This is a genomic window from Marinobacter sp. 1-3A (assembly GCF_016597775.1).
GTDB lineage: Bacteria > Pseudomonadota > Gammaproteobacteria > Pseudomonadales > Oleiphilaceae > Marinobacter > Marinobacter xiaoshiensis.
Map to the genome: position 1 here is coordinate 196,448 of NZ_VCGZ01000001.1, position 15,433 is coordinate 211,880.

Consider the following 15,433-nt stretch of genomic DNA (forward strand, 5'->3'; position numbering starts at 1 on the left):
TCCTTCGATTTGACTGTCTGCTTACTACAGCCTAGCAAACTTGACGCACAATGATCGAAAGGAGCCGGTTACCCGTTTTTCACTTACTGCTAGAAGCTATCTCCAGGCACCCTAACCCAGCCTTCCATCAGTATGCGCGCACTGCGGCTCATGATGGCTTTGGTAGCCGTCCATTGGCCGTTTATTTCTTTGGCTTCTGCCCCGACTTGCAGGGTGCCTGACGGATGGCCAAAGGTGACTGAGGTGCGATCACCGCCGCCTGCCGCCAGGTTCACCAGTGTTCCGGGAATGGCTGCTGCGGTTGCGATGGCGACTGCGGCTGTGCCCATCATAGCGTGGTGTAGCTTGCCCATGGAAAGAGCGCGCACCAGTACATCGATGTCACCTGCAGCAATCTTCTTTCCGCTCGATGAAGTGTACTCCGCCGACGGTGCCACGAAAGCCACTTTTGGCGTGTGCTGCCGGGCGGCTGCTTCTTCGATGTTCTGGATCAGCCCCATCTTCACAGCGCCGTGGGCGCGAATGCTTTCAAACATCGCCAGGGCTTTGGGATCGCTGTTGATGTCGTCCTGCAGCTCCGTGCCTTTATAGCCGACAGCCTCCGCATTGATAAACACCGTAGGAATACCGGCATTGATCATGGTGGCTTGCAAGGTGCCAACACCTGGCACCTCCAGTTCGTCCACCAGATTGCCAGTGGGGAACATTGAGCCTTCGCCATCGGCCGGGTCCATGAATTCCACTTGCACTTCAGCTGCGGGAAACGTGACTCCGTCCAGCTCAAAGTCACCGGTTTCCTGCACCTCACCATTGGTGATAGGCACATTGGCAATGATGGTCTTGCGGATGTTGGCCTGCCAGATGCGCACCACCGCCGTGCCGTTTTCCGGAATGCGGTCGTTTGCGACGAAGCCACTGTTAATCGCAAAGGCGCCGACGGCTGCCGTGAGGTTGCCGCAGTTGCCGCTCCAGTCCACAAAGGGCTTATCGATGCTCACTTGCCCGAACAGATAGTCCACATCGTGATCTGGCTGAGTGCTTTTGCTCAGGATTACGGTTTTGCTGGTGCTGGATGTAGCACCGCCCATACCATCGGTTTGCTTCTGGTAGGGGTCTGGGCTGCCAATCACACGCAGCAACAGGTTATCCCTGGCCGGGCCCGGTGTACGGGCCCTCTCAGGGAGATCATCCAATCGGAAAAACACACCTTTGCTGGTGCCGCCACGGATGTAAGTGGCGGGGACTTTGATTTGCGGTGCGTGACTCATTTCATTGCCCTCATTGTTCAAACCGCACCTTCGGACTGAAGAAAGTCCTCAGCAAAGCGCTGCAATACGCCTCCCGCTGAATAAATGTGCAACTCCTCTGCAGTATCCAGTCTGCAAATAACGGGCACCTTCTCAGAACTTCCGTCTTTGCGGGTGATGATGAGAGTCAGCTTGGCGCCGGGCGCAGGCTTTCCTTCAACATCGAAAATTTCCGTGCCATCAATACTCAGGGTTTTGCGCGTTGTGCCTTCTTCGAACTGCAGTGGCATAACACCCATACCTACCAGGTTGGTGCGGTGGATGCGCTCAAAGCCTTCGGCAACGATGGCCTCAACACCGGCCAATGCCACGCCTTTGGCTGCCCAATCCCGGGAGGAACCCTGACCATAATCAGCGCCGGCGATAATAATCAGCGGCTGCTTGCGCTCCATGTAGGTTTCGATGGCTTCCCACATGCGAGTAACCTTGCCTTCCGGCTCGATACGCGCCAGAGAGCCCTGCTTCACTTTACCGTTTTCATCCAACACCATTTCGTTGAACAGTTTCGGGTTGGCAAAGGTTGCGCGCTGGGCGGTCAGGTGGTCGCCGCGGTGGGTTGCGTAAGAGTTAAAGTCCACTTCCGGCACACCCATTTTGTGCAGGTATTCACCGGCTGCGCTGTCCATCATGATGGCGTTGGACGGCGACAGGTGGTCTGTGGTGATGTTGTCTGGCAGAACCGCCAGCGGGCGCATGCCTTTGAGCTGCTTCTCGCCAACCATGCCGCCTTCCCAGTATGGCGGGCGACGGATGTAGGTGCTCATTGGGCGCCAATCGTATAACGGGCTGATGTTGGCGTGGGCTTCCTGGGTTACGTCGAACATTGGAATGTAGGTGCTGCGGAACTGTTCCGGCTTCACCGACTTTTTCACAATGGCGTCGATTTCTGCATCATCCGGCCAGATATCTTTCAGGGTGACTGGATTACCTTCTTTATCGTACCCCAGCGTATCTTTTTCGATATCGAAGCGGATGGTTCCAGCAATGGCGTATGCCACCACCAAAGGCGGTGAAGCAAGGAATGCCTGCTTGGCGTAGGGGTGAATCCGGCCGTCGAAGTTACGGTTACCGGAGAGCACTGCCGTTGCGTACAAATCACGATCAACCACTTCTTTCTGGATAACCGGATCCAGTGCGCCGCTCATGCCGTTACAGGTAGTGCAGGCGAACCCCACCACACCGAAGCCTAGATCTTCCAACTCGGGCAACAACCCGGCATCGTTGAGGTACATTTCAACGGTTTTAGAACCCGGTGCCAGAGAGGATTTCACCCAGGGCTTGCGGGTGAGGCCCAATTTGTTGGCGTTACGGGCAATCAAACCGGCAGCAACCATGTTACGGGGGTTACTGGTGTTGGTGCAGCTGGTGATGGCAGCGATGATTACAGCCCCATCCGGCATTTTGCCTTCTTCCTGCTCCCACTCACTGGCGATGCCACGTGCAGCAAGCTCGGAGGTTGGCAAGTGCGCATGTGGATTGGAAGGACCAGCCAGTGTGCGCACAACGGTAGACAGATCGAACTTCAGAACACGCTCATACTCTGCCGTCTTCAGGGCGTCTGCCCACAGGCCTGTGTGCTTGGCGAACTTTTCTACCAAAGCTACCTGCTCGTCTTCACGGCCGGTCAGCTTCAGATAGTCGATGGTTTGGCCATCGATGTAGAACATGGCCGCCGTTGCGCCGTATTCCGGTGTCATGTTGGAAATCGTCGCACGGTCACCAATGGTCAGGCTGTCTGCGCCTTCGCCGTAGAATTCGAGATAGGCACCTACTACGCGCTCTGTACGCAGGAATTCAGTCAAAGCTAATACCATATCGGTACTGGTGATGCCTGGCTGCAGCTTTCCTGTCAGCTCTACACCTACGATATCCGGCAGGCGCATCATGGAAGCACGGCCAAGCATTACGCTCTCGGCTTCCAGGCCACCAACACCAACAGAGATAACACCAAGAGCATCAACCATTGGCGTGTGGCTGTCTGTGCCTACGCAGGTATCCGGGAAGGCCACTTTCTTGCCTTCGCCATCGGCACGGGCCTGAACTACCGGAGACATCTTCTCCAGGTTGATCTGGTGCATGATGCCGTTACCTGGGGGGATAACATCCACGTTCTTGAACGCTTTTTTGGTCCAGTTGATGAAGTGGAAGCGGTCGTCGTTGCGGCGGTCTTCGATTTCACGGTTCTTTTCGAACGCGTCTTCCTCGAAACCAGCGTGCTCAACAGCCAGAGAGTGATCCACGATCAGCTGGGTGGGAACCACCGGGTTTACTTTTGCGGGGTCACCACCCTTCTCGGCAATGGCGTCGCGCAGGCCGGCGAGATCCACCAGAGCTGTCTGGCCCAGGATGTCGTGGCAAACCACGCGAGCCGGGTACCAGGGGAAGTCGAGATCACGTTTGCGCTCGATGAACTGCTTGAGGGAATCCGTCAGCGCATCCGGGTCGCAGCGGCGAACCAGTTGCTCCGCCAGAATTCTGGAGGTGTATGGAAGTTTGTCGTAGGCGCCGGGCTGAATGTCTTCAACGGCCTGGCGGGTATCGAAATAGTCCAGGTCGGTGCCTGGTAGGGGTTTGCGGTAATTGGTGTTCATGGACGTTACTCTGACTGAATCTGTTGTATTTCCCCCTCTCCCCCGACCCCTCTCCCGCAAGGGGCGAGGGGAGTAAAATCACTGTTCCCTCTCCCCTTGCGGGAGAGGGTTAGGGAGAGGGGTGCTTTGATCTTTATCCCCTCGCCCCTTGCGGGAGAGGGGTCGGGGGAGAGGGGGTCGCTTTTTAGGCTCGCTTCTCTAGCGGCACCCACTCAGCATGCTCCGGCCCGGTATAGTCCGCACTCGGGCGAATGATCCGGTTGTTTTCACGCTGCTCTTTCACGTGTGCCGTCCAGCCGGATACGCGAGACATAACAAAAATCGGCGTGAACAGTTCAGTGGGAATGCCCATGAAGTGATAGGTCGAGGCATGGAAGAAGTCGGCGTTACAGAACAATTTCTTCTCGCGCCACATTACTTCTTCACAGCGCACGGATACCGGATACAGAACCGTATCGCCCACTTCCTTAGCCAGCTTTTCTGACCACTTTTTTATGATCACGTTGCGCGGATCGGATTCGCTGTATATCGCGTGGCCGAAGCCCATGATCTTTTCCTTGCGAGCCAGCATGCCCATCAGGCCTTCTTCCGCTTCATCTGGTGTCTGGAATCTCTGAATCAGTTCCATCGCCGCTTCGTTCGCGCCGCCGTGCAGTGGGCCGCGCAGGGTACCGATGGCGCCGGTTACACAGCTGTGAATGTCAGACAACGTAGACGCACACACGCGAGCCGTGAAGGTGGAGGCGTTGAATTCGTGCTCGGCGTACAGAATCAGGGAGACGTTCATCACACGCTCGTGCAGCTCGCTGGGCTTCTTGCCGTGGAGCAGTTCGAGGAAGTGACCGCCAATGGAATCCACATCACTGTCGGTCTCGATGCGCACGCCTTCGTGGGCGAAGCGGTACCAGTAGGTGATGATGCCCGGGAACAGAGCCAGCATGCGGTCGATTTTGTCGTCCTGCTCGCTGAAGTCCTTCTCGGTTTCCAGGTTGCCCAGCATGGAGGCGCCGGTGCGCATAACGTCCATGGGGTGAGCATCTTTGGGGATCTGCTCAAGAACGGTCTTGAGTGCTGCAGGCAGTCCACGCAGGCTCTGGAGCTTCTTCTTGTAAGCGTCCAGTTCCTGCTGGTTCGGTAGCTTGCCGCGCAGCAGCAGATAGGCTACCTCTTCAAACTGGGCATTGTCTGCCAGATCGCTTACGTCGTAACCACGATAGGTCAGGCCGGTTCCGGTTTTACCAACAGTGCACAGTGCAGTTTCACCAGCTACCTGTCCGCGAAGGCCTGCGCCACCGAGTTTCTTTGCTTCTGCCATGGATATCTCTCCTCTAATTATTTTGACTGCTGGAACAGCTGGTCCAGCTTCTGCTCAAAGTCGTGATAGTTCAGGTAATCGTAGAGTTCCATACGGGTCTGCATCAGATCAACTACGTCTTTCTGATCGCCCTTCTCAAGAATGTTCTGGTACACGGTAACGGCCGCTTTGTTCATGGCGCGGAAGGCGCTCAGCGGGTACAGAACCATGCTGGCACCGGCCTCACCCAGCTCTTTGCGATTATAAAGAGGGGTGGCGCCAAACTCGGTAATGTTGGCCAGCAAAGGGACGTCGCCCAGTGCTTCGGAAAACGCTTTGTAGTGTTCCAGCTCGGTAACCGCTTCAGCAAAAATACCATCAGCACCGGCTTCAATGCAGGCCTTGGCGCGATCGATGGCCGCTTCCAGGCCTTCTTTCTGGAAGGCATCGGTGCGGGCCATGATGAAGAAGTCTTTATCTGAACGGGCGTCCACAGCGGCTTTGATACGATCAACCATTTCGTCTTTTGAAACTATTTCCTTGTTCGGGCGGTGTCCGCAACGCTTCTGGGCTACCTGATCTTCAATATGTACGGCGGCGGCGCCTGCGCGTTCCATCTGCTGGATAGTGCGGGCAATGTTGAATGCCCCACCCCAACCCGTATCAATATCCACCAGCAGCGGCAGTTCGGTGGCTGCGGTGATACGGCGTACATCTTCAACGACATCGTTCAGGCTGGTCATGCCCAGGTCTGGCAAGCCATAAGAGGCGTTCGCCACGCCACCACCAGACAAGTAGATAGCCTGGTGCCCTACGCGTTCGGCCATCATGGCCGCGTAGGCGTTAATTGTGCCTACAATCTGGAGGGGTTTGTTATCGTTCAAGGCTTTGCGAAAACGCGCGCCTGGGGAGAGCTTATTGGACATGGTTATTCCTCTCTTATCAGATGGTTAAAACGCCTTCCTGAATTTTTTTCTCGATGTTTTCTCGAGCGGCGTTGATGTGTCTTTTCATCAGAAATTCTGCGAGCTCACCATCACGCTGGGCAATGGCTTCAACTATACGGCGGTGTTCACCGAGGGCTCGGTGGGGGCGACCAGCGGAGGTGCTTAACCGGTAACGGTACATTCGCACCATGTAATAGAGATCGCCCAGTAGCATCTGAGCCAGTTTGGTGTTCCGGCTGCCCGTGGCAATGCGGTGGTGAAAATCGTAATCCCCTTCAGCCTGATAATAGGCCTGCCCGTGGGCTTCGTCGATCATGGTTTCGTGGGCATCGAGGGTGGCTTGGAGGTCGGCAATCTCCTGGTCAGTCATGCGCTCTGCAGCCTGGCGTGCGGCAAGGCCTTCCATGATTTCCCGTATGCGATACAACTCAACCAACTCGGTGGTGCTTAACGAGACCACCCGCACACCCGCATGGGGGCGTCGCACTAGCAGCCCGCGGGACTCCAGCCGGCCAAGGGCCTCCCGGAGCGGGCCACGGGTCAGATCGAAGCGGGAGCAGAGATCCAGTTCGCCGATTTTGTCGCCCGGCGCAAGATCCCCCTTTACGATTGCCGTTTGCAGACAATCAAAGGCTTCATCAGCGCGAGTGTAGGTTTGAGGTGCAGTATCCAGCATGGTTTGTCGACAATGTGGCCTTGATAGAGTCGAAATTTACGCTGGACTGGCGGGATTGTCAACAATCCGGGCTTTCTATTGTAAACAATCCATAGCAAAGTGGAATTATAGATTCTGATCTCTCAGTACAACTTTCGCTCTGAAAGCGGTGGCGGCGTGTATTGGTAGACCCAGGTTTCCGTGAGCGGCTCATCGCCCAGGCGTAGATACATCCGTATATTAATGGGCTCTTCCGACTCGCCCGGAACCAGATCGAACATTGCCCGATACCCGTCGATTGCAGACAATGGCCGCGCCGAGGTAATTTCCACCTCTCCCCGGCTTACGGTTATAACGGGCTCTACCTCCGCGTTTCCCCCCAGCATGCTCAGCACACCTCCGGCGAAATCCACGGCAAAGCGCCAGGAAAAATACTCACGTTTCTGACCGATCACGCCGCCCAGTCCCGTGCGGGTTGCTTCGACAATTGCCAACTCGCTCGGATTAACCGGCGCATGCTCACCCCAGTGTAAGCGATAGGCGAACAGGTATTCCTGGTTCGGTTTTAATGGTTCCTCCGGGTGCCAGAAGGCCACAATGTTGTCGAAGGTTTCATCGACGGTTGGAATTTCCACCAGATCAATACTGCCCTTGCCCCACTGGCCTTTCGGCTGCACCCATACACTGGGGCGGCGCTCGTAGAACACGCCGTCGTCCTGATAGTGATCAAAGTTCCGATCCCGCTGCAACAAGCCAAAGCCTTGGGGGTTGTTATCGCTGAAGCTGTTAAAGCGCAGATGGGCCGGGTTTTCGAGGGGCCGCCAGAGCCATTCGCCACTACCAGAAAGCATAGCCAGGCCATCGGAATCGTGAATCTCGGGGCGCCAGTCGTAATCCATGCGCCGGCTGTTTTCACCCACCTGATACATGCTGGTCAGCGGTGCAATGCCGGCTCTTTTCATTTCAGTTCGGGGGTAAAGCGCCACATCTACATCTATCACCATGTTACGCCCGGGGTCGAGAACAAAGGCGTATGCCCCCGTGGTGCTGGGCGAATCGAGCAAACCCCATACCCGCATCACGTGACTGCCTGGCTTTGGTCTTTCCAGCCAGTAGGCTCTGAACCGGGGAAACTCCTCTTCGCCGTCTATTGCGGTATCAATGGCCAACCCACGGGCCGACATGCCGTACTGCATTTCGGAACCAACTGCACGGAAGTAACTGGCACCAAGGAACGCAGCCAGATCGCGGGAGAAGTCGGTTTGATAGTGCAGGCGGAAGCCGGCATAGCCCAGGTTGGCTGGAAGGTCGCCGAGTGGCTGCTTACCCTCGTAGGCAAAATAATCCGGGTTATACCTGAGAACGGTGGCCTTTCCGTCAATCACCTCTTGAAGCGTGACGGGCGATTGAAAATACAGCCCCAAATGGAAGAGTTGCGCTTGAAAGGCCGAGTCGCTGTCGGCCCAGAGGGCGTGATCTTTGCGAAACCGGATGGCCTGGTAGTCGTCCCAGCTGATCTGTTTGAGACTTTCGGGCAACTCGCCTTCGTGGGAGATGTAAGGGTGCTCTGCCAACTCACGGGCATAGCCTTTCAGCCACGCATAGCTGAATGGCTTTTCGCTGTTAGCACTATCAACCTCTGCCTCCCGCGCAAATACCAGAGGCGCAAGCGGCAGTGCACTGGCACCAAGCCCCGCTATCAGGGTCTTCATGAGGGTGCGTCGATCCATAGTTTTTCTCCTTTCGTAACTCGTCGCGGCCGTGGAGCAGTGAATACTAAGCGTCTTTCGCTCGGGCACTCAGTCGAGCGATAGAACGCCCCCAGAAGCTGCTCGGAACTGAGCGCCAGGCACCCTCGTGCAATGCCTTTAAAGACTCACGGTCCCTGACAATCTGGCTCATTTCAGAACGCGTTAATGCACCGGGTCCCAACTCAAGGCACCGTGCCACGCAGAGTTCCAGCTCAGCCTTGCGGGAACCACGCCGGTGATCCCACGCCAAGGCCTGGTGCAAGCGGTTGTGGTCGAGCCTCAGTACAGCTTGTTCAAGAGGGGTAAGGGTCGAATCTGCAGGTTCCTGTGCGCGATATGTCACCGCATCTTCCAGCAACGCCATGGCGGTATTTTCTTCCGGTATTAGCAGGAGACGGCGCTTCTTCAAAGCCTGACCTAACGAATTTCGGCTGAGGTACACGGCGGTGGGTGCGGCCAGAATCAAGGGTAAGGCCACGGGCAACGACCACAGGAAGAACATGGTGTCGAGGCTCCAGGCAAAGGCGGACCAACCAGCGCCCAGCACCATTCCCGGCAATTGGGTGATCAGTGCTTCTTTCCAGCTGGTTTCCTCGGTGCGATTCTGCCCGGCCCATTGCAACGACACATTTAATAAGGCTGACACCACGTAACGACTGTGCGCCCACATGCGCACCGGCGCTAACAGTACGGAAATAATAATTTCCAGCATCACGCTGCAGAACAACCGAATCAGCCCGCCGAAGTCTTTGGTATACCGGTGAATTACAGCGTCGATGACAGCCAAAAACTTGGGAAAAAACAGCAGTGCCAGAGTACTGAGCGCCAACCCCAGGGCCCACTCTGGTCGCCATTCCGGCCACAGCGGAAACAGTCCCTGATGGCCATCGGGAAAGTATTCAATGGGTGACAAGGTCATGTTGGCGGCAGCAATCGTGGTAAGAATCAGGAAACCCAGCCACAAAGGTGAAGCGACATACGCCATGATCCCGTTCAGAAATGCCATGCGGTGGGCGAAACGTAAACCCGGTTCCCTCAGCATTACCCATAGGTGCTGCAGATTGCCTTTGGCCCATCGGCTATCGCGAGCCAACTCGTCGGCCAGGGTTGGCGGGGATTCTTCGTAACTGCCACTCAAACCCGGCTCCAGCCAGACTTCATAACCCGCACGACCCATATAGGCGGCTTCAACAAAATCATGGCTCATGATGGGGCCGCCAAAAATCCCGATACCTGGCAATTTGCGCAGGCCGCAATGCTTCATGAAGGGTTCAATACGGAGGATGGCGTTGTGGCCCCAGAATGCGGCATCGCCCATCTGGATAGCCGCCAGACCGGTGGCAAATAATGTTGAATAAAAGCGGTTGGCAAATTGCTGAATGCGGGCAAACAGGGACTGGCCGTTGATGATATTCGGATTGGTTTGCAGGATTCCCACACCTGGCTCTCTTTGCATAAGCTGAACCATGCGAACGATGGTGCTGCCGGTCATCAGGCTGTCTGCATCCAATACCACCATGTACTTGCAACGCTTTCCCCAGCGCCGAAGAAAGTCTGCAACGTTGCCGCTTTTGTAGTTGAGGTTCACGGGCCGGCGACGATAGAAAATTCGGCCTTCACCTCCCAACTCCTTTGCGACTCTATTCCATGTCACCTGTTCTTCAAGCCACACATCTGGATCACGGCTGTCTGAAAGTATGTAAAACTCGAAATGTTCGATCTGGCCTGTGCGCTCAATATCCCGATATACCGCTTTCAGGCCACTCAGAGTCCAGTGCACTGGCTCGTGGTATATGGGTAACAGAACAGCGGTTTTCGCCATGGGCGTCTGCTGAAGTTCCGCATCTGGGTGGCGTTTGAGTATGGAGTGTCGGTCTCCACCCATCAGCCTGACCACAAACCCGAATACAGCTGTCCAGAAGCCCACAGCGATCCAGGCATAAAGAATGGCAAACAATGCCAGCATACCGATTTCCAGTGCAGTGCCTCCATGGTAAGGCAGCACCCAAAGCAGGTAGTAGCTGGCAACACCGGTTTGGCCGAACACGAACAGCATTAATACTGCCCGGCGCATATTGGCTACCAGACGCCACCGGTGTTTTCCGGGGCCTTGTGTCTTGGATTTATCCACGACAGCGATACCCGATGCTGCCTCTGCACAGATCAGGTGCCGGCGTGGGGATCCTGACTTCAGGGAGGGTGAAGTATTCAGGCAGCCTGTCCATAGCACTCCGCAACAGGCGGTGGCCGCCGAGGGTTGGGGAGCCGTGGAAGGTTTCAGCTGAAGCCGTTTGGTTAGCGCTTTCGCCAACCTCGGCGACGGCGTCGTCAATTAGCTGAAGCAACTGTCGACAGCGTTCACTGGTCATCTCAATTCCAGCTTCACACAGATAGCTATATACACGGCTGAATACATGCTGGAAGGAAATATCCTCCATGTTTGTCTCCTTGCCCGTTAGTGACTGTCTGTTCTGGCTACCCGTGACCTATGATGAGACGCCCCGAAGATCTGTTTTTGGTCCGAGCAAATATGTCCAGGTTTCGGTAATGGCTTTGCCGTCTTTATTAAGGGTGCCCCTGAGCGTAAGCGGCTTTTCTGTGGGTGGCTTTGCAAGAATCGACAGGCGCCAAACGTCAGTGGCTTCGATGTACTCAACAAAATGCTCCATCACCTCCACACCTTCGCCACCCGTCACATGACTTACAACGGCGGCATCCGGGGGCAGCTCTGAAAGTTCACCGCCTTCGAAATCCACAATCAGACGCAAGGCTTCACCAGAGTTACTCCCAACATTGTCAGTGCCGACAAAAGTACGTAGCGCACGCGCATTAGGTTGCTCAGTGATACCTGGCTCGCCAAAGCGCACTGAATATTGCAGGCGGCGGCTTTGGTTACCCATCACCTTTTCCGCTGGCTTGAAGAAGGCAACAATGTTGTCGTTTGATTCCGCACCGGAGGGAATTTCAACGAGCACTATCTCGCCCTTTCCCCAACCTTCCCTGTTTTTGCCGCCAGGCTCTACCCACATGCTTGGCCGGCGATCATAACGGGCTTCGTTATCCTGAAAATCCTCAAACTGCCGGTCACGCTGGATCAAACCAAAGCCTTTGACGTCTTCTACATGGTGATAGCTCAACTGCAGATCTGCCGGGTTGACCAGCGGGCGCCAGAGCCACTCGCCGGTTTTGCCATCATTGATCAACAAACCATCCGAGTCATGCACCTGAGGTCGCCACTCTCCCCTTGGCCGCAAGGTGTTATCACCATAGAAAAACATGGACGTGAGCGGTGCCTGGCCCAGTTGCTCAATATCACTCCGGAAGAACAGTTGTGCGGTCACGTCCATTCGGGTGCTTTTCCCTGGATGGATTTCAAACCGGTATGCGCCGGTGAGGCTGGCGCCATCAAGCAGGCCATACACCACCATTACATCGCTGTCTGCCTTGGGCCGCTCCATCCAGAATTCGGTGAACGAGGGGAATTGCTCGCCGGATGGCAGGCCTGTATCGACGGCTATGCCCCGCCCTGAAAGTCCGAAGTTCTGATTTGCACCAACACCACGGAAGTAGCTCGCGCCACCAAACACCAGAAACTGGTTTTGTGTGCCTTTATCTGACAAAGGGTAGGTTAACTTGAACCCGGCATAGCCCAGATCAGCCGGAATACGTTTGGCCATTTCAGGATTGGGATAATCAAACCGGGTTTTATCAAACCCGACGGGATGCACGCCTTCACTATCGATGATGTTCAATTTGACAGCGTGGGAATAGAAGCTGCCTTGGGGGATCATCATCACTTGAAAGCGCGACTTGCCTGAACGCCAAAGGCTTTGCTCAGGCTTGAACCGGATAGATTGGTAATCTGAATAACCAAGGTTAGCGAGGAAGTCTGGTGCTTGCGCTGGCTGCTCGTATTTTTCGTGGGCCAGGGTTTGGGCTTTGTCTGAGACATCTTTGAATCCGAACGCCAGAGTGTTGCCGGAGAGCACCATTAAAATCGCAAGGGGAGATAGAAACCCGGTTCGCCGTGATCCAGTCATGCCAGAACTCCTTGTAAGCCAGCTTATCAATGTAGCACCAGCTACACGGCAGGCTTCAAGTGACATCTTGGTAAGGGGGTAGTCAGATACCGACTGAAATGGAAAAAGAGAGATCCGGGCTTGTAGGCATGAGGAGTGCAGTATTGGAGGCATTAAGCATTTGCCCGACGCTCAAGTCTGCACGGAAATCTCTGGAATAGAGCTGGAAAGAGATTTCGCCAGAACTGGTGCTGCCAAACCGGTCAGACTGCGCCTCCGAATAGGGTGCCCAGCCTTGTAACAGGGAAAGTGTGATGGATGAATTAAGCTCGGATCCAAAAGGCCAGTGATAGCCGGGACTACGAGCATTCATCTGAAGCAAGCCGCCCTCGACAACCCGCAGGGTCTGGCCGTTAAACCCGCGCATCAGGCTTGGCCCTGCAACGACCATATACTCGGAGGATGGCAAGTCTTCGGGCGCGAATTGATATCGACCGTTAAGGCCAAGGTTCCAGCTCAAAACCTCCCGACTGAGAGAAGCTTCCACCGCCAATTTATGGAAGCCCTCAGAATCACTATTGTAGCCCTCCGCACGTATTGTTTCTTCTGAATCCACCCCGCCAATGGCGGTCAGTGATGTTGTGGCATAAAAGCCGCCCATCAACTCTTGTGAGGCGCTTCCTTGCAGCCCAAAGCTGGAAAGCTGGTGCGAGGCATCCTCAAGCCATATCTCGTCTTCGAAGGCACTACTTCTGCTGCTGGTGTAGGAAAACAGACTGCCAACCTCGATCCCTTGCCATGTCCAAAGCGCCCGTTTACCGGTTACTTTTAGGTTGCGCCGCTCACCGTAAGTATCGTAACGCTGGCCGGAACCGTTCACCGCCCCAGCATAGTCCCGATTCTCAAGATCAACCTGGAAGTGACTGCCCGCCAATGGAAACGAATAACGTAGCGCCAGTGTCGTCGATTCTGCACTTCCCTCTCTTGCCACTGAGTCACTAAAATCAAGACCAAGTACGTGCTGAGACCAGATCAGGTTGTTACTGGTCAGGTTAAGCCGGCCATCCGCTCTATCGTTGTTCCGGGTGGAGTCACCGGAAAGCTCAACATGCGAAGCCACATATTGGGTCACAGACTGCAGAAGGTCGGCCGGATACAGATCCCACAACGGCGACTCGGCCCGAGACTTGGCACTGGTAGCTGATGCCTGGCCGGCAAAAAGGCCAAATATCAGGGTTGTCAGCAGGATGGGTCTCACGCTGTGCCTCATTGAAGTGAAAAGTCAGAATGACGATCCTTACAGATTCGCCCTGTTACTCTAAAAAACCGAGATCGGATAATCCAGTGCCGATTTCCAAAACTTACAATTTTAATAATCATTAAAACAGTAGGTTATAGCGACATTTAGAAGTAATTAATTAAACACCAGCGCCAGGTCTCTATAAAGTGCCCTACCTGTACAGGCGATTACAGAATGTAATGATTCCTCCTTGCTCTCTCCATTCCGGCAAATAACTTGGTAAACTCTCCAAAATCATGGACACGCTACAAATCCCGACCAAAGGAAAAATCCCAAATGATCAAAAAATGCCTCTTCCCGGTTGCCGGTTACGGTACCCGCTTCCTGCCTGCCACCAAGGCGATGCCCAAAGAAATTCTGCCGATAGTGAACAAACCTCTGGTGCAGTACGGTGTTGAGGAGGCCTCTGAAGCCGGCATTCATGAATTCGGTTTTGTGACCGGTCGCGGCAAGCGGGCAATCGAAGATCATTTCGACATAAGCTACGAGCTTGAGCACCAGATTGCCGGCTCAGGAAAAGAAGGCTTGTTGTCATCCATTCGGGAACTGATTGACAACAACACCTTCGCTTTTACTCGCCAAATTGAGATGAAGGGGCTGGGCCATGCCATTCTTAGTGGCCGTAACCTTGTGGGCGACAATCCGTTTGCAGTAGTACTTGCAGATGACTTTTGCGTTGGCCCGGGTGAAGGCGAAGACGGCGTATTGGCACAAATGGTTAAACTTTATAACCAGTTCCGCTGCTCCATTGTCGCCATTGAAGAAGTTCCTGAGGACGAAACCCACAAGTACGGTGTTATTGCGGGCGAGTCCATGAAAGATGGTCTGTATCGCGTTACAGACATGGTTGAAAAACCTGCTCCGGAAGATGCCCCAAGCAATCTGGCGATCATCGGTCGTTATATTCTCACACCGGATATTTTCGATATTCTGGAGCGTACCCCTGCAGGTAAAAACGGTGAGATCCAGATAACCGATGCGCTGCTTGAGCAAGCGAAAAACGGGTGCGTTCTGGCCTACAAATTTAAAGGCCAGCGCTTTGATTGCGGCAGTATCGACGGGTTTGTAGAAGCGACCAACTACGTTTACGAGAACATTTACAAAAAGCAGTAATGGGGTTAAAACCCACGTGCTATTTCTGGGCGCTCAGGCGCCCAGAATCTGCAGAATCATGCGCCGGTTCTCCGCAGTCGTCTTTCGGAATCGGCGCAGCAGTTCACCCTCCTCATCCGACAACTGAATCCTGTCTATTTCCTGCTCAAGCTCTTTCAGTGCCGTTGACAGGTCATCACTGTTGCTGAAAGCGAGTCCTGGCAATTCAAGCTGGCCGCCGCCCCCTGGCTCGGTAAGATCCAGCATGTCTTCCAAAGGCGTTTCGGTCTTTATGCAGAAATCCAATAGTGCGGATACATCCGGATAGGTACGCTGTCTCGCATCCGACGCTTCCCAACTTACAACCTTGGCTTCTTCAACGCCGCAGATCTCTGCTACGTCCTTGCTCGATAGACGCCCTGCCTCACGTATTTGCCGCAACCGACTATTAAATGTCTGCAGGTAACGCATGGTATT

General features: G+C 54.7%; 12 protein-coding genes. 1 reads left to right on the forward strand and 11 read right to left on the reverse strand.

The window, feature by feature from the left end:
• Window positions 1-89: 89 nt before the first annotated feature.
• The 10 genes from prpF to FE848_RS00910 all read right to left on the reverse strand — a co-directional run bounded on the left by prpF (window position 90) and on the right by FE848_RS00910 (window position 13,822).
• The gene (gene prpF, locus FE848_RS00865) at window positions 90-1,268 is read right to left on the reverse strand and encodes a 2-methylaconitate cis-trans isomerase PrpF (RefSeq protein ID WP_200200853.1); all 1,179 of its coding nucleotides are present in this window, start codon (window positions 1,266-1,268) and stop codon (window positions 90-92) included.
• 17 nt (window positions 1,269-1,285) lie between these two features.
• Complete coding sequence (gene acnD / locus FE848_RS00870; protein ID WP_200200854.1) at window positions 1,286-3,898, reverse strand: Fe/S-dependent 2-methylisocitrate dehydratase AcnD; 2,613 nt, start codon at window positions 3,896-3,898, stop codon at window positions 1,286-1,288.
• Window positions 3,899-4,082: 184 nt separating this feature from the next.
• Window positions 4,083-5,213 (reverse strand): 2-methylcitrate synthase, encoded by a 1,131-nt coding sequence (gene prpC / locus FE848_RS00875; RefSeq protein WP_200200855.1) that lies wholly within the window; start codon window positions 5,211-5,213, stop codon window positions 4,083-4,085.
• Window positions 5,214-5,230: 17 nt separating this feature from the next.
• The gene (prpB, locus tag FE848_RS00880) at window positions 5,231-6,118 is read right to left on the reverse strand and encodes a methylisocitrate lyase (protein ID WP_200200856.1); all 888 of its coding nucleotides are present in this window, start codon (window positions 6,116-6,118) and stop codon (window positions 5,231-5,233) included.
• Window positions 6,119-6,134: 16 nt separating this feature from the next.
• Window positions 6,135-6,815 carry a GntR family transcriptional regulator gene (locus FE848_RS00885; RefSeq protein ID WP_200200857.1) on the reverse strand — a complete coding sequence of 227 codons (681 nt, stop codon included), beginning with the start codon at window positions 6,813-6,815 and terminating at the stop codon, window positions 6,135-6,137.
• Window positions 6,816-6,937: 122 nt separating this feature from the next.
• Window positions 6,938-8,524: a glucan biosynthesis protein gene (locus FE848_RS00890; protein WP_200200858.1), complete on the reverse strand. Its 1,587-nt coding sequence runs from the start codon at window positions 8,522-8,524 to the stop codon at window positions 6,938-6,940.
• Window positions 8,525-8,570: 46 nt separating this feature from the next.
• Window positions 8,571-10,676 (reverse strand): glucans biosynthesis glucosyltransferase MdoH, encoded by a 2,106-nt coding sequence (mdoH, locus tag FE848_RS00895; protein WP_320159492.1) that lies wholly within the window; start codon window positions 10,674-10,676, stop codon window positions 8,571-8,573.
• Window positions 10,669-10,983, reverse strand: coding sequence for a hypothetical protein (locus FE848_RS00900; protein WP_200200859.1), 315 nt, complete (start codon window positions 10,981-10,983; stop codon window positions 10,669-10,671). The genes mdoH and FE848_RS00900 overlap by 8 nt, the downstream gene beginning before the upstream one ends.
• Window positions 10,984-11,031: 48 nt before the next feature.
• Window positions 11,032-12,585, reverse strand: coding sequence for a glucan biosynthesis protein G (locus tag FE848_RS00905; RefSeq protein WP_200200860.1), 1,554 nt, complete (start codon window positions 12,583-12,585; stop codon window positions 11,032-11,034).
• Window positions 12,586-12,667: 82 nt separating this feature from the next.
• Window positions 12,668-13,822, reverse strand: a complete 1,155-nt coding sequence (locus FE848_RS00910; protein ID WP_200200861.1) for a ShlB/FhaC/HecB family hemolysin secretion/activation protein — start codon at window positions 13,820-13,822, stop codon at window positions 12,668-12,670.
• A gap of 318 nt (window positions 13,823-14,140) precedes the next feature.
• On the opposite strand from FE848_RS00910, the gene galU reads away from it, so the two are divergent.
• A complete protein-coding gene (gene galU / locus FE848_RS00915; protein ID WP_200200862.1) occupies window positions 14,141-14,977 on the forward strand; it encodes a UTP--glucose-1-phosphate uridylyltransferase GalU in 837 nt (278 codons plus the stop codon).
• A 33-nt stretch (window positions 14,978-15,010) separates the two neighbouring features.
• Here galU and FE848_RS00920 read toward each other — a convergent pair whose 3' ends face one another.
• Complete coding sequence (locus FE848_RS00920; RefSeq protein ID WP_200200863.1) at window positions 15,011-15,427, reverse strand: helix-turn-helix domain-containing protein; 417 nt, start codon at window positions 15,425-15,427, stop codon at window positions 15,011-15,013.
• Between the last annotated feature and the right edge of the window lie 6 nt (window positions 15,428-15,433).